19 protein-coding genes are annotated in these 24,104 nt (G+C 59.0%); 7 read left to right on the forward strand and 12 right to left on the reverse strand.

Features of this window, described 5'->3' with window-relative positions; genetic code table 11:
• Positions 1-231 precede the first annotated feature (231 nt).
• Entirely contained in the window at positions 232-975 is a 744-nt protein-coding gene (locus NH395_RS17195; protein WP_253026589.1) for a sulfite exporter TauE/SafE family protein, read from the forward strand.
• Here NH395_RS17195 and NH395_RS17200 read toward each other — a convergent pair whose 3' ends face one another.
• Positions 976-1,680 (reverse strand): HAD-IB family hydrolase, encoded by a 705-nt coding sequence (locus NH395_RS17200; RefSeq protein ID WP_199284146.1) that lies wholly within the window; start codon positions 1,678-1,680, stop codon positions 976-978.
• Positions 1,681-1,760: 80 nt separating this feature from the next.
• Positions 1,761-4,457 (reverse strand): EAL domain-containing protein, encoded by a 2,697-nt coding sequence (locus NH395_RS17205; RefSeq protein ID WP_199284147.1) that lies wholly within the window; start codon positions 4,455-4,457, stop codon positions 1,761-1,763.
• A gap of 179 nt (positions 4,458-4,636) precedes the next feature.
• On the opposite strand from NH395_RS17205, the gene NH395_RS17210 reads away from it, so the two are divergent.
• Complete coding sequence (locus tag NH395_RS17210) at positions 4,637-6,166, forward strand: GGDEF domain-containing protein (RefSeq protein ID WP_253026591.1); 1,530 nt, start codon at positions 4,637-4,639, stop codon at positions 6,164-6,166.
• Between the two features lie 9 nt (positions 6,167-6,175).
• Here the strand turns inward: NH395_RS17210 and NH395_RS17215 are convergent, their stop codons facing one another.
• From NH395_RS17215 to NH395_RS17225, 3 genes are read right to left on the reverse strand one after another with little or no spacing between them, the layout of a single operon-like run.
• Positions 6,176-7,480 (reverse strand): TRAP transporter large permease subunit, encoded by a 1,305-nt coding sequence (locus tag NH395_RS17215; protein WP_253026593.1) that lies wholly within the window; start codon positions 7,478-7,480, stop codon positions 6,176-6,178.
• Between the two features lie 19 nt (positions 7,481-7,499).
• Positions 7,500-8,063, reverse strand: a complete 564-nt coding sequence (locus NH395_RS17220; protein WP_253026595.1) for a TRAP transporter small permease — start codon at positions 8,061-8,063, stop codon at positions 7,500-7,502.
• A gap of 57 nt (positions 8,064-8,120) precedes the next feature.
• On the reverse strand, positions 8,121-9,104 hold the full coding sequence (locus NH395_RS17225) for a TRAP transporter substrate-binding protein (RefSeq protein WP_253026597.1): 984 nt from the start codon (positions 9,102-9,104) through the stop codon (positions 8,121-8,123).
• A gap of 301 nt (positions 9,105-9,405) precedes the next feature.
• On the opposite strand from NH395_RS17225, the gene NH395_RS17230 reads away from it, so the two are divergent.
• Genes NH395_RS17230 through NH395_RS17240 form a run of 3 tightly spaced genes read left to right on the forward strand, consistent with a single transcriptional unit; the run spans position 9,406 to position 11,791 of the window.
• Positions 9,406-10,158 (forward strand): 5-oxoprolinase subunit PxpA, encoded by a 753-nt coding sequence (locus tag NH395_RS17230; protein ID WP_253026599.1) that lies wholly within the window; start codon positions 9,406-9,408, stop codon positions 10,156-10,158.
• Positions 10,155-10,859: a 5-oxoprolinase subunit PxpB gene (pxpB, locus tag NH395_RS17235; RefSeq protein WP_253026601.1), complete on the forward strand. Its 705-nt coding sequence runs from the start codon at positions 10,155-10,157 to the stop codon at positions 10,857-10,859. The genes NH395_RS17230 and pxpB overlap by 4 nt, the downstream gene beginning before the upstream one ends.
• On the forward strand, positions 10,856-11,791 hold the full coding sequence (locus NH395_RS17240) for a biotin-dependent carboxyltransferase family protein (RefSeq protein ID WP_253026603.1): 936 nt from the start codon (positions 10,856-10,858) through the stop codon (positions 11,789-11,791). Before pxpB ends, NH395_RS17240 begins: the two co-directional genes overlap by 4 nt.
• Here the strand turns inward: NH395_RS17240 and hmpA are convergent.
• The gene (gene hmpA / locus NH395_RS17245) at positions 11,788-12,957 is read right to left on the reverse strand and encodes an NO-inducible flavohemoprotein (RefSeq protein ID WP_253026605.1); all 1,170 of its coding nucleotides are present in this window, start codon (positions 12,955-12,957) and stop codon (positions 11,788-11,790) included. The genes NH395_RS17240 and hmpA overlap by 4 nt on opposite strands.
• A 208-nt stretch (positions 12,958-13,165) precedes the next feature.
• Between hmpA and NH395_RS17250 the strand changes: the two genes are divergently transcribed.
• Entirely contained in the window at positions 13,166-13,618 is a 453-nt protein-coding gene (locus NH395_RS17250; protein WP_253026607.1) for an Rrf2 family transcriptional regulator, read from the forward strand.
• 82 nt (positions 13,619-13,700) lie between these two features.
• Here NH395_RS17250 and katG read toward each other — a convergent pair whose 3' ends face one another.
• The 5 genes from katG to NH395_RS17275 form a co-directional block, all read right to left on the reverse strand.
• On the reverse strand, positions 13,701-15,851 hold the full coding sequence (gene katG / locus NH395_RS17255) for a catalase/peroxidase HPI (protein ID WP_253026609.1): 2,151 nt from the start codon (positions 15,849-15,851) through the stop codon (positions 13,701-13,703).
• A 203-nt stretch (positions 15,852-16,054) separates the two neighbouring features.
• Complete coding sequence (locus NH395_RS17260; RefSeq protein WP_253026611.1) at positions 16,055-17,065, reverse strand: aldo/keto reductase; 1,011 nt, start codon at positions 17,063-17,065, stop codon at positions 16,055-16,057.
• Between the two features lie 31 nt (positions 17,066-17,096).
• On the reverse strand, positions 17,097-18,863 hold the full coding sequence (locus tag NH395_RS17265) for an ABC transporter transmembrane domain-containing protein (RefSeq protein WP_253026613.1): 1,767 nt from the start codon (positions 18,861-18,863) through the stop codon (positions 17,097-17,099).
• Positions 18,864-18,989: 126 nt separating this feature from the next.
• The gene (locus tag NH395_RS17270) at positions 18,990-20,432 is read right to left on the reverse strand and encodes an NAD(P)(+) transhydrogenase (Re/Si-specific) subunit beta (RefSeq protein WP_253026615.1); all 1,443 of its coding nucleotides are present in this window, start codon (positions 20,430-20,432) and stop codon (positions 18,990-18,992) included.
• Positions 20,433-20,448: 16 nt separating this feature from the next.
• Entirely contained in the window at positions 20,449-22,020 is a 1,572-nt protein-coding gene (locus NH395_RS17275) for a Re/Si-specific NAD(P)(+) transhydrogenase subunit alpha (protein ID WP_253026617.1), read from the reverse strand.
• A 685-nt stretch (positions 22,021-22,705) separates the two neighbouring features.
• Here NH395_RS17275 and NH395_RS17280 point away from each other — a divergent pair.
• A complete protein-coding gene (locus NH395_RS17280) occupies positions 22,706-23,269 on the forward strand; it encodes a flavin reductase family protein (protein ID WP_253026619.1) in 564 nt (187 codons plus the stop codon).
• 23 nt (positions 23,270-23,292) lie between these two features.
• Here NH395_RS17280 and nfsA read toward each other — a convergent pair whose 3' ends face one another.
• Positions 23,293-24,024, reverse strand: a complete 732-nt coding sequence (nfsA, locus tag NH395_RS17285; RefSeq protein ID WP_253026621.1) for an oxygen-insensitive NADPH nitroreductase — start codon at positions 24,022-24,024, stop codon at positions 23,293-23,295.
• Positions 24,025-24,104 lie beyond the last annotated feature (80 nt).

The following is a 24,104-nucleotide window of genomic DNA, read 5'->3' on the forward strand; positions in this document are numbered from 1 at the left end:
TCCGCCTAAAAGGCGGGAAACGGGCAAAAAACACACACATAACGGGAGAAGCGTGTCTGAATCTTTGATTTTTTGTCGACTCAAACCGCGATTGGCGATAATCGGCAGTTATTCAGACCTTCCCTAACGTTCATCTAATGCTATGCTGTGGTGCCCCGCTTCTGCGGGGCTTTTTATTGACCACGGATATCCAATAACTGATACCCGAGAACTGATAACCGAGAGAGGCGTATGCTCCCCGACTACTCCGTGATCGCTTGGCTGTTGATCGTATTTTCCGTGTACCTGACCGGCGTTTCCAAAGGCGGTTTTGCGGGGGGCTTTGGCACGCTGTCGGTACCGTTGATGGCGCTGGCCATCAGCCCGGCCCAGGCAGCTGGTCTCTTACTGCCGTTATTGCTGGTGATGGACGTGTTTGCGGTGAAGGCGTGGTGGGGCAGGCACGCGGTGGCCGAGGTATGGCGTTTTGTGCCGGGGCTATTCATAGGCGTGGCGGTAGGAACGCTGCTGTTCGACAGCCTGAGCGAGCAGGGATTACGCCTGACGCTCGGCGTGATCACCCTGCTGTTCGCCACCTATATGCTGCTGAAACCCGTTGCCAAGAAGCCCATTTCCTCCCGCTGGGCATTGCCAGCCGCAAGTGTCTGCGGATTTACCAGCTTCATGGCCCATGCGGGCGCACCGCCGCTCAACGTGTACCTGCTGCCACGCAAGCTGTCCAAAGAGACCTTTATCGCCACCTGCGCCGTGACATTTGCCGTGGTCAACGTGATCAAACTGGCGCCCTATATGTGGCTTGGCGAGATTAACGTTACCAGCGCCTGGGCCTCGTTCGTGCTGGTACCCATCGCCTGGATCGGCGTGCGCAATGGCCTGTGGCTGCAAAGCCGCGTCAACGAAGTGCTGTTTTACCGGTTGGTGATTCTGGCCATGTTTTTAGTCGGCTTTAATCTGATCTATCAGGCGCTAAACTGATTAACGTTGGCGAAAGGCAACCGCAGGGTTTGTGGTTCGCCAGTCCAAGCGCCGCCAACCTTCGAGGCTAGCGACCTCGGCCAGGACCGGATCGGGGTTGACAGCGACGGGACAATCTACGTACTGAAGCAGCGGAAGGTCGTTGCGGGAGTCTGAGTAGAAGGTGGTGTGGCTGGGGGTAATCTGCTGCTCGGCCAGCCACTGTTTCAGGCGCATCACTTTGCCGCCACGATAGGAAAAAACCCCTTCGCTGCCGCCAGTATAGCGCGCGTCTTCATTGATGCCGTGCTCCACGCTGGGCTCTACCGCTAGCACGTGTTCAATGCCTAAAGTGGTCGCAATCGGCTCGACCAGGTGGCGCGACGAGGCAGAAATCAGCAGCAGGGTATCGCCCGCCTGGCGGTGGGCATCCAGACAGGCCCAGGCCTGATCGAAAATGCGTGGCTCCAGATGGGTGGCGACGAAGCGCTCTACCTCTTTTTGCACATCGCTCACCCGACGCCCGCGTAGCGGCGCCAGGGTCATGCCCAAGTACTCTTCAAGCTTCAGCTTTCCGGCGTGATAGGCCTGCTGCATTTGCGCCGCTCGCACCATAAAGGCGTCGACATCGCGGATCCAGCCTTGCTCTATCATCCATAAATTCCAGCGGTCGCTGCAGTCTCCATCCAGGAGGGTGTCGTCAAGATCAAACAGGGCCAGGCGCATGGGGCACTCCTTTCATCACGAGTTGGCGGCGCGTAGGGTATGCCAACGATGATGACAGGGCGATGACGCGGGTTAACAAGCTAGGGTTTTAACCACGCCGCTGCAAACTCATCGGCCGGTTTGGGCCGACCATACAGAAACCCTTGCGCCTCAAGGCATCCCATTTGGGCAAGCAGGGTGGCCTGTTCTTTATGCTCCACGCCTTCCGCCAGGGTTTTCATTCCCAAGGCATCGGCCATCGCAATGATGGTTTTCACAATGGCGCGGTCATGCTGATTGTCGAGCATATCGCGTACAAAGGAGATATCGATTTTCAGCGCATCGGCGGCAAAGCGCCTTAGATAGGAAAGCGATGAATACCCGGTGCCAAAATCATCGATAAACAGGGCATACCCAGCGTCGCGCATCCTCTGGGTAATCTCGACCGCCTGGTCGGGGTCGCGCATGAAGTCGCTCTCGGTGAGTTCCAGGGCCAATACCGACGCGGGCACGCCTTGTGTCAGTTCAGCAATATGCTGAGCCAACTGCGGATCGGCAAACTGCTGTGCGGCAATATTAATCGACAGGCGCCCAGGCAGCGCCGCCATTCCTTGTGATTGCCATTCAAGGATCTGTCTGGCGGCCTCCACCAGCACCCAGTCACCCAGCGCGCTAATCAGCCCACGCTCCTCCGCCAGGGGAATGAACTCCCCCGGGCTGATCCATCCCCAGTCGGGCTCGTACCACCGGCACAACGCCTCAGCGCCCGCCAGTTGGCCGGTCTTTATATTGACCTGGGGTTGGTAATAAAGCGCCAGGCGATTTTCCATCAGGGCTTGGTGGAGCCGCTCGGTCATCTTTTGACGGCGGCGTTGTTGACGCATCATGTCGTAGCTGAACGGACAGACGCTGCCATCGCGCTTGGCGTGGTGCAAGGCAATACTGGCCGCCTTGAACAGCTCGCTTGCCACTGTCGCATCCGCAGGGTAACGGGAGAACCCCACGCTCACTTCCAGATTGAACGCGTTATGACCCAGCCGGATGGTTTCAGCGACCGTCTCGCGAAGACGGTCCAGCGTTTCGGCCAGTTCGGCCTCGTCAGGGTTATCCATCAGTATCGCGAACTCATCGCCGGATAACCGCGCCAGGGTACTGCTGTCAGGTATGGCATCCTGCAGACGCCCTGCGACCATCGCCAAGAGCTGGTCGCCTACCTGATGGCCATGGGTATCGTTGATCTCCTTGAAGCGGCGGATATCGAGCAGGATCAAGCCGAGCGATTGATGGAGATGGGCCGCCCGGCGCAGCATCCGGGTCTGAACCTCCAGGAAGTGAACACGGTTCGCAAGCCCCGTGGTGCCGTCCGTATACGCCAATTGGTGCATACGGCGCTGATCACGACGGCGCTCCAGTTCCGCGGCGGCGCCGGTCGACAAAATGCGTAGCACTGAGGTCGCGAAGGCGTTGGTGGTAAGCGGCTCACGATAGAACACCATCATCACGCCAATGGCTTCGCCGTGGGCATTATCGAGACGTCGGCCTATCCAGGCCTGGGCCTGTATGGCATTTCCGGGTATCGGCGTGTAGCCGCCACTATGCGAAACCGCCTCGCGTTCAATGACCACCTGTTCGCAGGGTGAATCACTCAACACGAAGGTTTGATTATTCAATGGCGTACCGTCTGCGACAAGACTTACCGTTGTGACGGTGCCCGCCGAACGATCACGGTCACCCGCCTCATGGGGTGACCGATTGAGCAGCGCGATAAAGCCGCCGTCAGCCTCCAGCAATTCCACCAGCGTGCTGATCAACTGCTGAAAGTAATCGTCGCCCACATGTGACGTGACCGTTGAGGCCACCTGCATTACCGCCTGCTGAACGCGCTGGGCTTCCTGGTTATCGGTCACATCTGTGATAAACCCTTCCAGGCAGACAACCTTGCCCGTCTCATCCAGCACCGCTTGTCCTTGCTCCCACATCCAGCGGATTCGTCCATCGCGATGATGCAGGCGATAAACCACTTGATAAGGACGTCTGTCGCGAATGGCTGCCTGCACCTCGTCAAACATTCGCGATGCATCTTGGTCATTGATCAGTTCAGCAAAGCTTATGAGGTGGTTGCCCACCAGTTCGTGGGGCTGATAACCGGTTAGCTCTTGTGCACCCTGGCTGACCAGCTCCATGGTCCAGTGCTCATCGTTAAGGCAGCGGTAGGCCATTCCCGGCAGGTGATTGAGCAGCGTATCCAGACGTCGTTCGCTTTCCCTTGCAACCGCCTCGCTGGCTTTGAGTGCCTCCTCGGCCTGCTGGCGTCCAAGCTCGGCACCAGCTTGCGCCGCTGCAATCCGCAGCACTTCCCTGGCAAGATCATCCAGCTCCATGTGAGCGTTTTTTAACAGCGCCAGTAGCCCGATCGTTCTGCCGTCCGCTGCCAACAGCGGCAGGCCCATGTAACTATCGGCCCCCAGTTCCGCCAGCAGATGATCATCAGGAAAGCGCTGTTGCACGTCGCAGGGGTATAAGCATGGGTCGCGCCCCACAACGGTTTCACAGGGCGTGCCGGCCAATGGGTAGGTAACATTGGGCATATGCATCCCGTTGGACCAAACCGCCAGGGTTTCGACGACACTGCCCGCAGTGTCATTTTCGGCATTAACGTGGGCCACCAATGCATGATCCACGCCCAGCAAGGTTGCCAGTCGCTCCACTAGCGCTGGGTAAAACTGAGGGGTCCCCGTTTGTCCCATCCCTTCAGCCAACTGCCGAAAAATATCGGCCGCTTCAATACCCGTCTGCATTGGTTGTCTCGCTGCTCTGTTTGAACCAGCTTATAGTGAACCGCCTTGACGGTGAAGCCCTGACACTAAACGCTGGCTGATATAGATTGTGGCCGCCGAAGGTATTAGCTTGCTTTCCCACAATATAAGATGAAAAAAAGCAATTGGCCCTTTAAGCTAGCGTGAGAAAAGGAGCCGATATGACGGGCATTATTAATAGCGACAACACACATCATCTCGCCATACCGGCCCTGCCGGGTTTTCTGCAGAACGACCTAGACCAATGCGCCAGGCTGCCATCGCTGCCAACGGTGGCGATCCGCGTCCTGGAAGTTGCAGGCTACCCCGATGCGACCCTTAATGATTATGCCAATGCCATCGAGCAGGATCCGGCGCTGACCTTGCGGTTGATTTCGTTGGCCAATAGCGCTTTTTATGCCCGTCAACAAACAGAAACGCATTCATGTCGGGAAGCTACATCACGGCTCGGGTTGGACGCCACGCTGGCAGCGGTGCTGAGTTTTAGTTTATGGCGTGACCGCCAGTCAGAAGATCTGATTCAGCGTATCTGGGGGCGCTCCATTGTATCGGCACTGGCAGCCCGTTCCTTTGCAGAACAGCTGTGCCCCGAGGAGGCAAGCTTTGTATTTACCGCAGCACTGCTCCAGGACATCGGTATGCTGGCATTGCTCGCGGCTTACCCCAAAGACGCCCATGACCTGTATGCAAACACTACCTTCTCCCATGCACAACTCAGTCGTGGCGAACACCTGCGCTTCGGCAGTGATCACTCATCGATCGGCAGCTGGCTCGCCGCTAAATGGGGGGCACCGGTTTCGCTGGCCCAAGCGATCAGCACCAGCCACGATGAGATCGGCACTCAGAAAGAGATGTACCTACTGTGCCTGCGTCTCTCAGGCCCTATCGCCGATACCTGGCTGTCGCCCAACCCCAGCCAGGCGTTGGCCACCCTATTGCGCCAGCTAAGCCCGGTGGTGACCACGCCGGCTATTTCACTGAGCGATTTGCTGAAAAACGTCCAGTCTCAACTGCCCCTTTTAACCAATCTATTCGAACTTACCGTCCCCTTTTCGCATGATACCGAGTCGTTGATCATTCAGGCGCAGCAGTTACTCTTTCAACAGACATTGGCGCTCAACGCCCGGTTGAACGCCCAACAGCAGGAACTTGATGATCTCCAGAAACGCCAGACAGAACTGGAGGAACGCAGCCGACGGGATCCGCTCACCGGCCTTGCAAATCGCGCCTGGCTGGAAGAACAGCTTCACAAACGTTTTGAATATTGCCAAACGTACGGTCACACCATGTCAGTGGTGTTTATCGACCTGGACCATTTCAAGAAACTCAATGACCGCTTCGGTCACCAGACCGGCGACCGCATACTGGAGCGCTTTGGCCGCGTGCTCGGCTCGCTGGTTCGCGAGGGGGACCTGGCAGGCCGCTACGGGGGCGAAGAATTCTTGATTATCCTGCCCGATGAGTCGGCCAAGGGAGCGCAACGTTTCGCCAAACGGATTGCCAAGCGCCTTGCCGAAACACCCATGGAAACGGTTGATGGCAAGCCACTTTTCGTATCGGTGTCCATCGGCATTGCCTGTCTCAGCGACGGCGGCTTTGGCAACGGCAGAGAGCTTATCGATGCCGCCGACCAGAGTATGTACTACATCAAACGCAATGGGCGCGGCGGCATTTCCCTTTATGGTCACTAGGGCCCGGGATTAGCGGTTCATCGCGTAGGGTAAGTACAGCGCAATGTTCGGGAAAAGGTGCAGCAAGGCAACCGCCACGAGCATCAAGAGAAAGAACGGTAGCGTTGCTTTGGTGATGGTCAGAATATCCTTCCCGGTGAGACCTTGTATCACGAAGAGGTTAAAGCCCACGGGCGGCGTGATTTGGGACATCTCGACCACAATCACCAGGTAAATGCCAAACCAGATAAGATCAAACCCGGCAGCACTCACCAACGGCATGATGATCGAGGTGACCAGCAGAATCAACGAAATGCCGTCCAGGAAGCAGCCCATCACCAGCAACAGCACCGTTAGCGCCAACAGCAGCATGGTGGGCGACAGCCCCATTTCCCCAATCGCTTGCGCCAGTTTCATGGGCACCTGGGTGAAGCCCATGGCCGAGGTCAGAAACGAGGCCCCGGCAATGATGAAAGCGATCATGCAGGCCGTGCGCACCGCGGCGAAGAGCGAGGATTGAAATATCTCTCGGTTGAAATGGCCATTCGAGCGAGCAATCAGCATCGATAGCACTACCCCGACCGCCGCCGCCTCCGTGGGCGACGCCAAGCCCCCATAGATCGACACGATAATCCCGCCAATCAACAAAAGGATAGGGATCAGCGACCAGGTATTACGCAGCTTCTCGGCAAAGCGCATTCCCGATTCGTCCTTGCCGGTCAGCCCGGCACGGTTACCCTTGAGCAGCGACCACAGCACCAGGTAACCCATGAACATCGCCAGAATCATCAGGCCAGGGCCAATGCCTGCCATGAACAGCCGCGAGATGGATTGCTCGGTCACGACGCCATAGATGATCAGTACGATTGAGGGGGGAATCAACAACCCCAGTGTCGAGGCGCTGGCCAGGGTGCCGATCGCCATCTGCGGGTCGTAACCCCGGCGCTCAAGCTCCGGCAAGGTCATCTTGCCCACCGTGGCACAGGTGGCCGCCGACGAGCCACACACCGCCGCGAACATGCCACTGCCGATGATATTGGTGTGCAGCAAACGCCCGGGGAATCGGTTTAACCAGGGCGAAAGCCCACGAAACATGTTGTCGGCCAGCCCCGAGCGAAACAGGATCTCGCCCATCCAGATGAACATCGGCAGCGCGGTGAGATCCCACCCGTAACTCGCCCCCCAGAAATCAGACGCCAGTACCGGGCCTGGTTCAAACGAGCTGAACATGGAGAGCGCTATCCAGGCGGTGCCAATCAACGCAAAGGCAATCCAAACGCCGCTGCCCAACAGCACAAGCAGGGTCAGAATGGTCACGACACTCAGTAGCAGCACAGGGTATCTCCCTCAAGGTTCAGGGGTCGTTGTTTTCTTCGCTGGCCATGACCTCGCGAAAACGTGAGGGGTCCTTGACCGCCAGGCGCAACGCCATCACCAGCGCCTCGCCCAGCGCCAGGCACAGCAGGGCAACGCCGGTCACCAGCACGGCCTGGGGGATCCACAGCGGAATCGACAAAAAGCCTGAGGAAACATCGTTATAGGCGATGCTTTCGCGGATCAGCGCCACCAACCCGTAGCAGAGCAGAAGACTCAGCGTCAGCGCCACTATCAAGCCAAACACTTCGAACCACACCCGAAGCGTCGAGGGAAGCCGGGTAATCAGCAAGGTTACCCGGATATGGGCGTGGTGGACGAAGGTATACGCCAAGCCCAGAAAGGTGGCACCTACCAGCAGGTAAGACGCCATCTCAGAAACGCCGGTGATATTGATGTTCAGCCGCGCGCTACCGACCATGACCAGTAGCGCATCGACCAATCGAGAAAACACCTGCGTCGCGACCAGCGCGCAAATCGCGATCATGCAAAGCGCAGCGCCCCAGGCCCCCAGGCGATAGAGCTTATCGAATTTGAACGTCATGGGTTTGGCCTCTTGACGCGCAAAGCGGCACAGCATCTGCGCCGCTAAGACGGGTCATCAATCCTCAAGCTGGTCACGGTAAGCCTGCAGCGCTTCCTTGGCCTGTTCATCAGCCCGGGATTCCCAATCGGCAAACAGCTCATCACCCGCTTGTTGCAACGCCTCACCCACTTCCTCGTTGGGTTCGGAAACGGTGATGCCGTTTTCTTTGAGTATCGCCAGGCTTTCCTGGTTATCTTCACGGCTCATTTCCCAGCCGCGCTCTTCGGCTTCTGCGGCCGCTTCCATCAACGCGTCCTGGGTGTCTGCGTCCAGCTGGTCAAAGCTGCGCTGATTGATAAAGACGATATTCTTGGGCAACCAGAGGTTGGCATCGGTGTAATGCGAGACGTAATCCCAGGCAGCCATCGAATTGCCCGTGGAACTCGAGGTGATCATGGCATCCACGCGGCCGGTGCTGAACGCCGTGGGGATATCGGACTCTTCCGTTTCCGTCGGGCTGCCGCCCAGATTTTCGATAAACCGCTGGGTATTGATATTGGGCGCCCGCACGCGCAAGCCGTCAAACTGATCCGGGTCGGTCAGTTCTTCAGCGGTGTAAATACCCTGAGCCGGCCAGGGAACGGCGTAAAGCGGGATCAGGCCTTCTTCCTCAAAGAGGTCACTGATGATTGGCTTGGTGGCTTCCCAAAGCGCATAGGCCTCTTCATAGCCTCCCGCCACACCGGGCAGTGTATCCACCTCGAAAATCGGGTTTTCATTGGAGAGTACCGAGAGGAATATTTCCCCCGCAGCAATGGTGCCACGGCGTACCGACGGCTTGATCTCGCCGTGAGACACAAGGGCACCACCGCTTTGCACATTGATGGTCAGGTCTCCATCCGTTGCCTCGGCAACGTCTTCGGCAAACTGCTTGGTGTTTTGAGTATGAAAACTGGCATCGCCATATGGCGTCGCCATGGTCCACTCGGCGGCCTGAGCGGTCGCGGCGATGCTACATGCCGTGACCAGAAGCAGCGGCGTTGCAATGCGGGTACGCATGATAAAGCCCTCGTATTGATAGGTTATTACCGTTTGGTGTTACTGCACGCTTGACGTAGGCGGTGCTTTTCATCACCTTCAAGTCTTTAGCCTAGTGTCGTTGATAATCTTATGAGATTTCTTCGTCAACCTTTTTTCCACGAAATAACAGCACGATAGGTTGCGTCTCAAAGCGTAACGTCGGTAAAAAAGCTTGGCAGTGCCGCCAGCGACTTCATATATTGAATAAACGCTTGATCACGTTTTTGTAATGACTATAGCTCTTTGATGAACATGGTTCTTTGATAACTCAGGAGGCCATATGCCCCTCCCGCTTCTCAACTGCGACATGGGTGAAAGCTTTGGCAACTGGTCGCTTGGCCTGGACGACGAAGTGATGCCCTTTGTTGACTGCGCTAACATTGCCTGCGGCTATCATGCCTCCGACCCCCACGTGATGCGCCGTACGGTCAAACTCGCGGCTCGCTACGGTGTGCGAGTTGGTGCGCACCCTGGCTACCCTGACCTGATGGGCTTTGGTCGCCGCTCCATGGCCTGCTCGCCCAGCGAGGCCGAGGATATGGTGCTCTACCAGATTGGCGCCCTGGCGGGTATCTGCCAGGCGGAGGGCACCCAGTTGAGCTACGTCAAACCTCACGGCGCGCTTTATAACGATATGGCGGCCAACCCTGAACTGCTTGAAGGCGTGATGCGCGCCGTGCATGCCTATGATCCCGGCCTGCCGCTCATGATCATGGCCACTGCCAACCCCGAACCGCACCGCGAGTTAGCCGCCAAGCTGAGGATTAACCTGTGGTTTGAGACCTTTGCCGACCGGGCCTATGAGGCCAACGGCCATCTGGCCTCGCGGCGGCTGCCCGATGCGGTCCACCATGACCAGGCCACGATCGTCGACCAGGCCGTCATGCTGGCCAAAGGCGAACCCCTCACCGCCCGCGACGGCACCTCGCTGTCGCTACCCTGCGATACGCTTTGCGTTCACGGCGACAACCCAGAGTCCGTCGCCGCCGTGCGCGCCATTCGCGATGCGTTCAGTCATCTGGGATCAACGTGAAGCTGCGTATCGAAACCGCCGGGATGGAAGCCTTGATGGTACGCCTTTTCGATACCATCGACGTCACCAACATGGCCTGGATTCTGGCGGCTGACCAGGCGCTACGCGAAGCTTTCGGCGAGGCGCTGGTCGATTTGCTGCCGTCCTACACCACGCTGTTGCTGCATTATGATTGCCGAACGCTCAGCCACCTCGACGCCCAGGCACGCGTTCAAGGTGCCCTAACGGGCCTGACGCCCGCCGATACCCAGCAAGGTCAGCACCATGACATTCCCGTTTGGTACGACGAGAGCGTCGGGCCGGATCTTGAGCGGGTGGCCAAGCGCGCAGGCATCAGCATTGCCGAACTGATCAAGCAGCATTGCCAAGACGACTACTGCGTGTTCGCGCTGGGCTTTGCGCCGGGGTACGGCTTCATGGGCTTGGTGGATGACACCATTGCCACGCCGCGCCTGACCACCCCCAGGCGTCACGTTGCCGCCGGTAGCGTCGGCATCGCCGATCGCCAAACGGCCATTTATCCACTGCCCTCACCCGGCGGGTGGAACGTGCTGGGCCGCACGGCGGTGCCGCTATTCGAGCACGCCAAACGCGGCGAGCCGCTATTGCGCCCTGGCGACAGCGTCCGCTTTCGGTCGATTTCCCGGGCCGAGTTTGAGGCCGAGGGTGGCGATACCACGCCAATGGAGGAACGCTCGTGAGCCAGGCAGCATTAGTGGTTAAAAAGGCAGGGCCGCTGGCATTGGTTCAAGACGCAGGACGCTTTGGCGTGGGGCATCTGGGTGTCACCCAGGGCGGGGCTGCCGACTGGATTGCATTTCATTGGGCCAACTGGCTGCTGGGCAATCCGCTCAACAGCGCTGCCCTTGAAATTGTCATGGGAGGTGGCCTGACACTGGAAGCCGAGGGCGAGGTAACCTTGGTGCTGACCGGCGCCGACCTGGCTGCCACCCTTGATGGCGAACCGCTCGCACCCAACGCCAGCTTCAGCTTGCGCTCAGGGCAGGAGTTGGCCTTTCAGCAGCCACGTCAGGGGTTACGCGCTTACCTGGCTTTTCCCGGGGGCCTGGATGCGCCCGAGGTGCTCGGCAGCCGTGCGTGCACGGTCCGCGAGCAACTAGGCGGCCTGCAGGAGAACGGTCAGCCGCTCAAGGCGGGCGAGCGCCTGACCTGGCGGGGAAGCACTCATCAGCCGCGCACGCTGCCTGACAACCTGGCCCCGCGCATGCCAACGTCCGGCTGCCGCCTGCCCATCGTGCTTGGCTCCCAGGTCGCCAGCTTTTCCGGCAACAGCCTGTATCAGGCATTTAATATGCCCTGGCAGGTCGATAACCGCGCCGACCGCATGGGCGTTCGCCTGACCGGGCCGGTGCTTGGCGGCACCTTGAAGGGCATCGTTTCGGAGGGGATACCGCTGGGCGCCGTACAGGTCCCCCCCGACGGCCAGCCCATTGTGCTGATGAACGACCGCCAGACCATTGGCGGCTACCCACGCCTGGGGGCGTTGACACCAACCGCCTGTGCCACGCTTGCCCAGTGCCTGCCGGGCACCCAGGTATGGCTGACGCCGGTCAGCGTCAGCCAGGCCCAGGCCGATTACCGTCGGCAGTTCGCCTGCTGGATCTCCGATTAGGCCGCGTTAAGCGGCATGGCTGGGCCGAAGTGCTCATAGTGGCGATGCGAATCCGCCACGCCCAGTTGCTTCAGCGCCTGCTCAACAGCTTCCATCATGCCATGGGGGCCAACGAAGTAGCAGTGGGCGCCTTCGGGCAAGTAGTCGGCCAGCAGCGCCTGGTGGAGACGTCCTTGATGGTCACCGTCGTCGCCTTGCTCAAACACGGTCACCAGCTTGAACTGTGCTGGGTAAGCTTTTTCAAGGGCGCGCAGCTCATCGGCAAAGGCCCAGTGCTCAGAGGTTTGTGCGGCGTGCAGATACACCACCTGGCGGCCCTGGCCAAGTGCCTGTTTGGCGATAGGCAGCAGCGGGGTCTGCCCCACACCACCGCTGATCAACATCAGCGGAGCGTCACCGGGAACCAGCGTCATCTCACCCGCCGGGGGTAGCAACTCGACCACCCCGCCATTGGCCAGCTGGTCGTGGAAATACCGGCTGACGCGACCGTCGTTCTCGCGCTTGATGGACACCCGATAAGCACGCCCATTGGGCGTTGCCGACAGGCTGTAGTGGCGGTGCACCGGCTCGCCGTCGATGGTCACCTTGACGCCGATATATTGCCCAGGCGCATGTGCCGCGACGGGGCCACCATCCTCGGGTTCGAGAATAAAGGAGCGAATCACCGCACTTTCCTGCTGGCTATCCGCCACGCGGAAACGCCGCGTACCGCGCCAGCCGCCGACACGCTGCTCGAATTCCTGGTAGCGGTTTTCTTCCAGGTCGATCAGCAGGTCGGCCAGTTCCTGATATAACGCGCCCCAGGCGTCGGCAATTTCCGGCGTCAGGGCATCCCCCAGCACCTCGCCAATCGCCATCATCAGACACTCGCCCACAATCGGATATTGCTCGGGCAGAATGCCCAGCGATACGTGTTTGTTGACTACCGTTTCGAGCGTTTGACGTGCCTTGGCCTGGTCTTGGCGCAACCCCACGTAGGCCAGCACTGCCCCCGCCAGCGCTCGCGGCTGGGCACCATTTTGCTGGTGAACCTGATTGAACAGCGGCTTTACGCTGGGATAGCGCTCGAACATCAGCGGGTAAAAACGCTGAGTGATGGTATTCAAGTGTTCAGCCACGACGGGAGCGGTGGCGGCAATTAACGCTTCTTGATCTTGAGTCAGCATGGTGAGCCTCGCGGATTGAATGATACGACGTGTTTTTTATTAAAGTAGCATCTATAATACATCTTTAAGCATGGCCGCCAATCCACAGCGACAATCTGCCACATCGCGCGGCTCACCAGCGTTTCAGTACGTTCTGGGCGCGCTTCGCCTGGGCCCCGATTCACCGTACAATGGAAGTTTGAGCCATTCGACCTGCCGCGGACCGCTTATGCACCTGACCAGCTTTACCGATTACTCCATCCGTGTGCTGCTCTATCTGGCAGTGAAAGGCGAGGAACGCGCGACGATCGACGAAATTGCCTCGACCTATAAGGTATCGCGCCATCATGTGATGAAGATCGTCCAAGAGCTCAACCAGAAAGGGTACCTCACCGCCATACGCGGCAAGCACGGCGGCCTGTGGCTGAAGCGCGACCCGGCCACCATCAAGCTCGGCGCCCTGGTGCGCGATACCGAGTCTGAATTTGGCTTGGTGGAGTGCTTTCGCGACAAAAACGCCTGCGTGATCACCCCCGCCTGTCGTCTGCCCCCTGTACTGAATGAGGCATTGGAGGCGTTTTTTGCCGTGCTGGATCGCTACACCCTGGCAGATCTGCTGGAGGAGCGTTTGCCACAGCTGCGCCAGCTACTGCGCATCCCAGCGCTGAACGTGGCGACCTAGAGCGCAGAAAAGAGCAGGTTGGTTATCGAGGCAAAAAAAAGGCGCTGCCCATGGGGCAGCGCCTTTTCGATGGCGGCGTCGCTTAGACGTCGAAGCGATCCGCGTTCATCACTTTCGTCCAGGCGGCGATGAAGTCGTTCACAAACTTCTCGTCGTTGTCATCCTGGGCATAAACTTCCGCGTAGGAACGCAGCAGGGAGTTGGAGCCAAACACGAGGTCGACGCGCGTGGCGGTCCACTTGACGGCATCCGTTTTCCGGTCACGGATTTCGTAAGTGTTGTTACCCGCTGATTTCCAGGCGTAACCCATGTCGGTCAGGTTAACGAAGAAGTCATTGGTCAACTGGCCTTCGCGTTCAGTGAATACGCCATGCTTGGTGCCACCGAAGTTGGTGCCCAGGACACGCATACCCCCGAGCAGAACCGTTAATTCCGGCCCGGTCAGGCCCATCAACTGGGCGCGGTCGAGGAGCATTTCTTCCGGCTTGACCACGTAGTCTTTCTTCTGCCAGTTACGGAAACCATCGGCCAGCGGTTCGAGCGGCGCGAAGGAATCAGCGTCGGTCATCTCGTCGGTGGCATCACCGCGACCCGGCGTGAAGGGTACAAGCACCTCGTAACCCGCCGCTTTAGCCGCTTTCTCGATACCTACGCTGCCGCCCAGCACGATCACATCGGCAATGCTGGCACCCGATTCGGCAGAGATTTTTTCGTACACTGACAGCACCTTGGCCAGCCGCTCGGGCTCGTTGCCCGCCCAGTCTTTCTGCGGGGCAAGACGAATACGGGCGCCGTTGGCACCGCCGCGCATGTCAGAACCACGATAGGTCCGTGCGCTATCCCAGGCGGTGGTGATCATGTCGCTCTGGCTGAGGCCACTTTCAGCGATCTGCTTTTTGACCTTCTCGACGGAGTAGTGGGTATTACCCGCCGGAATGGGGTCCTGCCAGATCAGGTCTTCGTCGGGTACTTCAGGGCCAATGTAGCGTGCTTTCGGCCCCAGGTCGCGGTGGGTGAGCTTGAACCACGCCTTGGCGAACGTCGTCTTGAAGTACTCCGGGTCAGCCATGAATTTTTCGCAGTACGCCCGGTAAGTCGGGTCCATCTTCATCGCCATATCCGCATCGGTCATGATCGGGTTATGACGAATCGACGGGTCGCTGGCATCGACCGGTTTGTCTTCTTCCTTGATGTTCACCGGCTCCCATTGATTAGCACCTGCAGGGCTCTTGCGGAGTTCCCATTCGTAGCCGAACAGCAGGTCAAAGTAACCCATGTCGAACTGGGTAGGGTTCGTCGTCCATGCGCCTTCGATACCCGAGGTGACAGCATTGCTCGCCTTACCGTCCATGTTGGGATTGCCCCAACCGAAGCCTTGGTTTTCGACGTCTGAGGCTTCAGGCTCGGCATCCAGCACAGAGGCATCGCCATTACCGTGGCACTTGCCCACAGTGTGGCCACCGGCGGTCAGCGCCGCGGTTTCTTCGTCGTTCATCGCCATACGGGCGAAGGTTTCACGTATCTGCTGACCGGTCTTCAAAGGATCCGACTGGCCGTTAACACCTTCAGGGTTAACGTAGATAAGCCCCATCTGGACAGCTGCCAGCGGATTTTCCATGGTTTCAGGCTTGTCGACATCTTCATAGCGCTCATCAGAAGGCGCCAACCACTCTTTCTCATCGCCCCAGTAGATATCTTTTTCTGGTTCCCAGATATCTTCCCGGCCGAAGGAGAACCCGTAGGACGGCAGCCCCATGGATTCGTAGGCAACGGTGCCAGCCAGGATCATCAGATCGGCCCAGCTGATCTTGTTGCCGTATTTTTTCTTGATCGGCCACAGCAGACGACGCGCCTTATCAAGGCTGGTGTTGTCGGGCCAGGAGTTGAGCGGGGCAAAGCGCTGGCTGCCGGTACCGCCGCCGCCACGACCATCGGCAATGCGGTAGGTGCCCGCGGAGTGCCATGCCATACGGATCATCAAGCCGCCGTAATGGCCCCAGTCTGCCGGCCACCATGATTGGCTATCGGTCATCAGCGCGTGAACGTCCTGCTTGAGCGCATCGAAGTCGAGCTTTCTGACTTGTTCCCGATAGTTGAAATCAGGGCCCATCGGATTGGATTTGCGATCTTGCTGATGCAGGATCTCCAGGTTGATGCCTTCCGGCCACCAATCCTTGTTGGACGTACCAGTGGAGGTGTTACCCCCATGCATTACCGGACATTTGCCGCTCATATCTCTCCCCTCATTGCTTTTGTCGCTGGCAAGTACCAGCACAACCATCAGTGGTGCTCGCTAGTCTCAAATGACCCCGCCAACACCAAATTTGTCCTGATACAGTTTTAGACCACTATCACCATAGTCTCAATTTGCATTTAACCACTGATTTAATAGCTTGGGCCTATAATCAGTGTTGCTCGCCAATCAAACACGCTCGTCTAGCGGTTGACGGTAAACTCTTCGGTGTCGATGTCGGCCTGCTGGGCGTCGCTGTAGCGACCGCCAGCGACCTGCTCGGGCGTCAGCATCGCGCTGAGCTGCTGACAGGTGGCGACATCCAGATAGAGCGTCTCGGCCGAGAGGTTGTCGCGCATATGGGCCATTGAGGTGGAGCCGGGGATCGGAATGACGTCGGCTCCCTGGGCATTGACCCACGCCAGCGCTAGCTGGGCAGAGGTAACACCTAGACGCTTGGCAAGCCGTGTGACGTCATCGAGCAACTGCCGGTTATGAGCAAAGTTATCCGGGCTGAAGCGCGGCATCTGGCGGCGCATGTCCCCCTCGGGCAAGCGCGCCGGGTCACTGATTGCCTCCGCTAAAAACCCGCGCCCAAGCGGGCTGAACGCCACCAGGGCCGTGTTCGTCTCCCGGCAGGCCTCAAGCAGGGCAATCTCGGGATTGCGCGTCCACAGCGAGTATTCGGACTGCACGGCTGCGATGGGGTATTCCGTCACCGCGCGGCGCAGCGTCGCCGCGGAAATTTCGGAAAGCCCCACCCCGCCGATCTTGCCCGCGTCCACCAGACGCCCCAGCGCCCCGACACTTTCCTCGATCGGCACCTGGCGGTCGAGGCGGTGCAGGTAATAGATGTCGATGTTATCGGTTTGCAGACGTTTCAGGCTGGCCTCGCACTGGCGACGTAGCGTATCGGGGTGCCCATCGATCACCCGCTTGGCTGAGGCCGGGTCAATCGCCATGCCACACTTGCTGGCCAGTAGCACCTGCTCACGCTTCCCCTTCAGCGCACGGCCGAGCAGCGTTTCGTTGGCCGTGGCGCCGTAGAGGGTGGCAGTATCAAAGTGGCGATAGCCCATATCAAACGCTGCATCCAGGGCCCGCAGCGCATCCGGCTCGGGTACTTGCTGACCGTAGCCGTGGGAAAGGTTCATGCAGCCAAGCCCGATCGAGGGGGCGTGGACGGCGCGGAGGCGTTGAAGAAAACTCGACATGGCAATTCCCGTATTTATCCCGCTACTGTTTTTATAACGTTTCGCCACCAAACTGCAACGCGACCAAATGGCGATAGAGCGCACTGGTCGCGATCAGCTCGCGGTGCGTTCCCGCCGCCACCAACCGCCCGCCGTCAAACACCAGCAGGCGATCCGCGGCGATCACCGTGGCCAGCCGGTGGGCGATGACGATACTGGTGCGCCCGACCATCAGTCGATCCAGCGCCTGCTGGACAAGACGCTCGCTTTCCGCATCCAGCGCGCTGGTGGCTTCATCCAGCAACAGCACGGCAGGGTCTTTGAGCAGCGCCCGGGCGATGGCAAGGCGCTGACGTTGACCGCCGGAAAGCTGCACTCCCCCGGGGCCGAGGGGCGTATCGAAACCTTGCGGAAGCGCATCGATAAAGTCCAGAGCGCTGGCATCCTGAGCTGCCATGCGTAGCCTTTCATTACTCGCTTCAGCGTCCCCATAGCGCAGATTCTCGGCCACCGTTCCGCTGAACAGTAACGGCGCCTGCGCCACCAGCCCCATGACGCGGCGCAAGGTCACCAGATCCAGGGTGCGGATATCGTAGCCATCCAGGGTGACTTGCCCCTGACTTGGATCGTAAAAACGCAGCAACAACGCCAGCAAGGTACTTTTGCCCGCCCCCGAAGGCCCCACCACGGCGACCCGTTCGCCCGCCTGAATATGCAGATCAACGTCAATCAGCGCCGGGGTTTCCCGGCCGGGGTAGGTGAAACTTAAGTTTTCCAACGCAATATCGCCCTGCGATGGCCTAGGCAGGGTTTGCGGCTGCGCGGGCGACTGAATGGTGGGCTGGGTATCGAGCAGCTCCAGCAGCCGCTCTGCGGCCCCCGCTGCGCGTTGCACATCCCCGGCGACTTCTGCCAGCGTGGCGATGGCCCCTGCCGCCAGTACCGCGTAGAAGATAAACGCCGATAGTTCGCCCGCACTCATGGTGCCAGCCAGTACCGCCTGACCGCCCTGCCAGAGCATCAAGCCTACGGCGGTGAATACCACCAGCATGGCGATGCCGGTCAGCCAGGCGCGCTGCTGAGTGCGTTCCACAGCGCTGCCAAATGCCTGCTCGACCCTTTCACCATAACGCTTTTTATCTTCTCCCTCGTGGGTGAATGCCTGGAGGGTCTGGATACCGCTCAATGACTCTTCCGCGTAGCGGCCAAGCTCAGCCACATGGTCCTGGCTGGTGCGTGAAAGCCGCCTGACTCGACGACCATACCAAACAATCGGCAGCAACGTCGCCGGGATACCCACCAGCACCATTGCCGACAGCCACGGCTGGGTCACCAGCATGAGCACCACGGCGCCTACCAGCATGACCAGGTTACGTAGCGCCAGCGAGACCGACGAACCAAACAGGCTCTGCAGCACACTCGTATCCGCCGTCAGCCGCGAGGCGATCTCACCGGCGGCGCGGCCGTCGCTTGCGCTCTCGAAAAAGCTCGGCTCCAGGGTCAGCAAATGGTCGAACACGCGCTGGCGCAGGTCGGCCGCCAGACGCTCGCCAATCCAGGTCACCTGGTAATAACGCAATGCCGACGCCATCGCCAGCAGCGACACCACGGCCAGCATCAAACCCAGCGTCTGGGCCAGCGCTTGTTCATCCGCCGCCAGAAAGCCCCGATCAATGACCAGGCGCAGTCCATTCCCCAGCAGCAGCACACTGCCCGACGCCAATAATAACGCCAGCCCCGCCAGGGCCAGCCGCAGTCTATAGGGACGAAGCAGTCCCAGCAGGCGCAGAAGCACGCGGGGGTCAGGGCGTTGGTTCATGGTAGCGAGTGCTCGAAAAAGAAGGCGGTCAATGACCATAGCAGGGGTATCGAGGGCCTGCACAGCATAAAAAAACCCGCGATGACTCGCGGGCTTAGTTCTGGATCGTTATCTGCGTGGGCTGACCTATTCGACCATCGGCAGTAGCGATTCGATGCTGTCGCGGGCGTCGCCGTAGAACATGCGACTGTTTTCCTTGAAGAACAGCGGGTTCTCGATCCCCGAGTAGCCGGTGCCCTGGCCGCGCTTGCAGATGAACACCTGCTTGGCTTCCCAGACCTTCAACACGGGCATGCCAGCGATCGGGCTGTTGGGGTCTTCCTCGGCGGCCGGATTGACGATGTCGTTGGAGCCGATGACGATGACAACGTCGGTCGAGGCGAAATCGTCGTTGATTTCATCCATTTCCAGCACGATATCGTACGGCACCTTGGCCTCGGCCAGCAGCACGTTCATGTGCCCCGGCAGGCGACCCGCCACGGGGTGAATACCGAAGCGGACTTCCTTACCCGCCGCACGCAGCTTACGTACCAGGTCGCTCACCGCGGTTTGCGCCTGGGCCACTGCCATGCCGTAACCCGGCACGATAATGACGCTGTCGGCGTCGTTCAAGGCACTGGCTACTCCGTTTGCATCAATCGCCACCTGCTCGCCTTCGATCTCGGCGGCCGGCCCTTGGGTGCCGCCAAAGCCGCCCAGGATCACACTGATGAAGTTACGGTTCATCGCCTTGCACATGATATACGAGAGAATGGCACCCGATGAGCCCACCAGGGCGCCGGTGACGATCAGCAGGTCGTTGGATAGCGTGAAACCGATGGCAGCCGCCGCCCAGCCCGAGTAGCTGTTGAGCATGGAGACCACGACCGGCATGTCCGCCCCGCCGATGCCCATGATCAGGTGATAGCCGATAAAGAACGCCAGCGCTGCCAGCAGGATCAGCGTCCAGAAGCCCGCGCCGTTGAGGTACATGATCGCCAGCAGAAGCGACAGCGCCGCTGCCCCGGCGTTTAGCATATGCCCACCCGGCAGCTGCTTCGGCTTACCGTCGACCTTGCCAGCCAGCTTGCCAAAGGCGATTACCGAGCCGGTAAATGTCACCGCGCCGATGAAGATCCCCAGCACCACCTCGACCTGTAGGAACATCAGCTCATCGGGGGCTTTGGTCGCCACCAGCGCGGCAAAGGCGGAAAACTCCTGCATCGCGCCATCGGCGGCCTGTGCAGCCATCACCCGGCGGCGCTCAAGATCCGCGCTCCAGGCAACAAACACCGCGGCCAGACCGACAAAACTATGCAGTGCGGCCACCAGTTGGGGCATTTCGGTCATCTCGACCTTTTTAGCCAGGTATACCCCGATGCCAGCACCGATGATCATCATCGGGATCAACCACCAGTAGCCACCGATACCGGGACCGAAGGCGGTGAAAAATACCGCTACCGCCATGCCAACGATGCCGTACCACACCGCTCGCTTGGCTTTCTCCTGGTTACTCAACCCCCCCAATGAGAGGATAAACAAAACACTTGCCGCGATCGCCGCAGCAGATACGAATCCTTGACCTAACATATCGTTTCTCCGCTGCTTAGGATTTCTGGAACATGGCGAGCATCCGGCGTGTCACCAGGAAGCCACCCACGATATTAATGGTCGCAATCAGCACCGAGATGGCGGCCAATATGCCGACGATCACGCTACTCGTGCCGATCTGCAAGATGGCGCCGAGGATGATGATGCCCGAGATTGCGTTGGTCACCGCCATGAGTGGCGTGTGCAGCGAGTGGCTAACGTTCCAGATCACCTGGAAGCCGATAAAGCAGGCCAGTACAAACACAATGAAGTGCTGCATGAACGAGACCGGCGCCACCTGGCCGAGCAGCAGCATGAGAGCACCGCCAATCGCCAAAAGGCTCACCTGACGCTTGGTCTGGGCCTTGAACGCCTCATGCTCGGCGGCCTTTTTCTCCTCCGGCGTCGGTTCCTTTTCTTTCTTCTTCTGCGGCGCCGCACCAATCGCTTTCACTTTGGGCGGCGGCGGCGGGAAGGTGATCTCGCCTTGATGCGTCACTGTGGCGCCACGAATCACGTCGTCGTCCATGTTGTGATTGATCACACCGTCTTTCTCGGGGGTGAGATCGGTCAGCATATGACGGATATTGGTGGCGTACAGCAGCGACGACTGAGTCGCCATGCGCGAGGGAAAATCGGTGTAGCCAACCACCACGACGCCGTTATCGGTCACTACCCGCTCGTCGGGCTTAGTCAGGTCGCAGTTACCGCCTTTCTCGGCCGCCAGGTCGATAATCACCGAACCGGGCTTCATCGCGGCGACCATGTCCTCAAGCCACAGCTTAGGCGCGGGCTTGCCGGGAATCAGCGCGGTGGTAATCACGATATCCACATCCGGCGCCTGCTCGCGGAAACACTCAAGCTGTTTTTCGCGGAACTCGGGGCTGGAAGGCGCCGCGTAACCACCGCTTTCGGAACCGTCCTGGCTTTCGTCAAATTCGAGGAACAGGAACTCGGCGCCCATGGATTCAATCTGCTCGGACACTTCGGGGCGAACGTCGAAGGCGCGCACCACGGCGCCCAGGCTTGTGGCCGTCCCGATTGCCGCCAGACCCGCCACGCCAGCGCCGACCACCAGCACTTTGGCAGGCGGCACCTTGCCCGCTGCGGTGACCTGGCCGGTGAAGAAGCGGCCGAAGTTGTTGCCTGCCTCGATGACCGCACGGTAACCCGCGATATTGGCCATGGACGATAGCGCGTCCATCTTCTGTGCCCGGGAGATACGCGGCACCATGTCCATCGCCACCACGGTGGCGCCCTGGGCCTTGCAGGCTTCCAGCAGCGCCTCGTTTTGCGCTGGCCAGAAGAAGGTAATCAGGGTTTGGCCTTCGTGCAGCTGCTTGACTTCGTCATCAGAAGGCTCGCGGACTTTAATGACCACCTCGGCGTCGCGCCACAGCGCATCAGCGCCGTCTACAACGCTCACGCCCACGTCGCGATACGCGGCGTCACTAAAGCCCGCCGCCTCACCGGCGCCAGCTTCAATCAGGCACTCATGACCCAGCTTCTGGATATGTTGGGCGCTCTCGGGGGTGAGCGCGACGCGCGCCTCCCCCCGGGCACTTTCTTTCGGTGCGCCTATCTTCACTCGACTTCTCCTTTATTGTATTCCTACAATTTTTACCTTCATGCAGCGCCGCCGCTTGGACATGAGGCACTGACCATTTGCGACCTTAGTCATAAAGCCTTTTAGACGTCTAGGATCTAATGCCAAGGCCGCTAGATACTATTCAACCTTTGATTCAACCGAGTTATTTCACTACAACTGGAACCAGTGTGCATGATCGCCCCACGAACGTCTAAAGCCATTAGCAAGCTCAGTAAATACCTGATAAAGCCGCGTAACAGCATAACCGTCCGTGCACGACCATTTGACGTGGGAGCGTCATGCCCGCTTCCGTGAGCGTCACTCTCCTTGTGAGGCTGCTAGCGCTTGAACTATAACGCAACATCAGATGCCAACGAACGCATAATAGGCGTCGATATAATCGGCCTTTCAACGTTGGAAAAGCGTCGTCAGGCTGGCCGCATGGCACTCAAAACGATGTCAGGACGGAGTCTCTGGTGTCACTCCCATTCAGGGAAAACTATACCGGGGACTATCCCATCGATTTAATCTCAGGAAGATTAACACCATGTCGATAGAGCTTTGGCTGTCGTTTGTATTGGCCTCGTTTTTGGTGATCGCCTCCCCCGGCCCTGCAGAGGACCTACTGGTGATGCGCCGCCCGAGCGCTTGACCTAGTTCAATCAAACCCAATCGGAGGTTGTTGATGACACACCCGATGACGAAGGAAGACTTCCCCGTATCGAATATCAGACACTTCCTCGAGCCCGGCCCGATTGTGCTGGTTTCATCGCAGTGGCAAGCGCAAACCAACATCATGACCATGGGGTGGCACATGGTCATGGCGTTCTCTCCATCGCTTATTGGGTGCGTTATTGCTGCAGGCAATCATTCCCACGACCTTGTGCGTCACAGCGGCGAATGCGTGATCAATATTCCCTCAGCGTCGCTCGTCGATAAGGTGGTGGGTATCGGCAACTGCTCCGGGGGCGAGGTCGACAAGTTCAAGACGTTTGCCCTAACCCCAGTCAAAGCAGAGAAGGTGGGGGCGCCGCTGATCGAGGAGTGCTACGCATCCTTTGAGTGCCGACTACATGATGACGCCATGGTTGAACGCTACAACCTGTTTATCTTTGAGGTCGTTAAAGCCCACGTAGCACCCAAGGCCGATGATGAAGAATCGCTGCACTACCGGGGCATGGGGGAATTCATGCTGTCAGGCAACACCATCGACCGTACTGAATTATTCAAACCGTCGATGCTTGTCTAAGTAGGTCGGCACGCGGGTTTTCCTCACTGCATCTTGAACCCTTTCTCGATCAGGAATTCACGCATGTGCGGACGCAGCTTTTGGGTAAATAACGGCGTCAGGTTGTGCGACCAATCCGTGTCCTTGTTGCCGCCTTTACGGGCCTGATAGTAGGTTTGCATGGTTTGGTCGAAAGCCGCGACTTGCTCAGTGTCATCGCTGTAATGATTTTCCTTGAGCACCGCCTCGACCGGTAGACGCGGTTTGACGTCCGGGTCATGGGCAGGGTAGCCGATGCACATGCCAAATACCGGGTAGACATGCGGCGGTAGGTCCAGCAGGTCACTGACCGCCTGGGGGTTATTGCGTATCCCGCCGATATAGCAGATGCCGAGTCCTTCTGACTCCGCCGCTATGGCCACGTTTTGCGCGACAAGCGATACATCCACTGTGGCGACCAGCAACTGTTCGGTCATGCCGCTGATGACGTCTTCCCCAGTGCGCTCGGCGGCTTCAAGCGGGCGCTTCATGTCGGCACAGAAGACCAAAAACTCACTGCAGCTTGCCACGTAGCCCTGGCCGCCGGTTAGCTCGACCAACTGCTCACGTTTCGCCATATCGGTGACACGCATCACACTGTAGGCTTGAATATGGCTGGACGTCGCGGCAGCCTGCCCCGCGCGAATCAGTTCAGTCAATAAGCCGTCGGGCATCTCGCGCGGCTCAAACTTGCGGATCGAACGGTGCGAGGTCAGCAGCTTGATAACGTCGTTCATCGGCTTCTCCATGGCATAAAAGACGTCCTATTATAAACATATACGACCGGTTCACGTTTCATTCATGACCGCTATGAAAC

The sequence above is a fragment of the Halomonas sp. Mc5H-6 genome (assembly GCF_024124705.1).
Classification (GTDB): Bacteria; Pseudomonadota; Gammaproteobacteria; order Pseudomonadales; family Halomonadaceae; genus Vreelandella; species Vreelandella subterranea.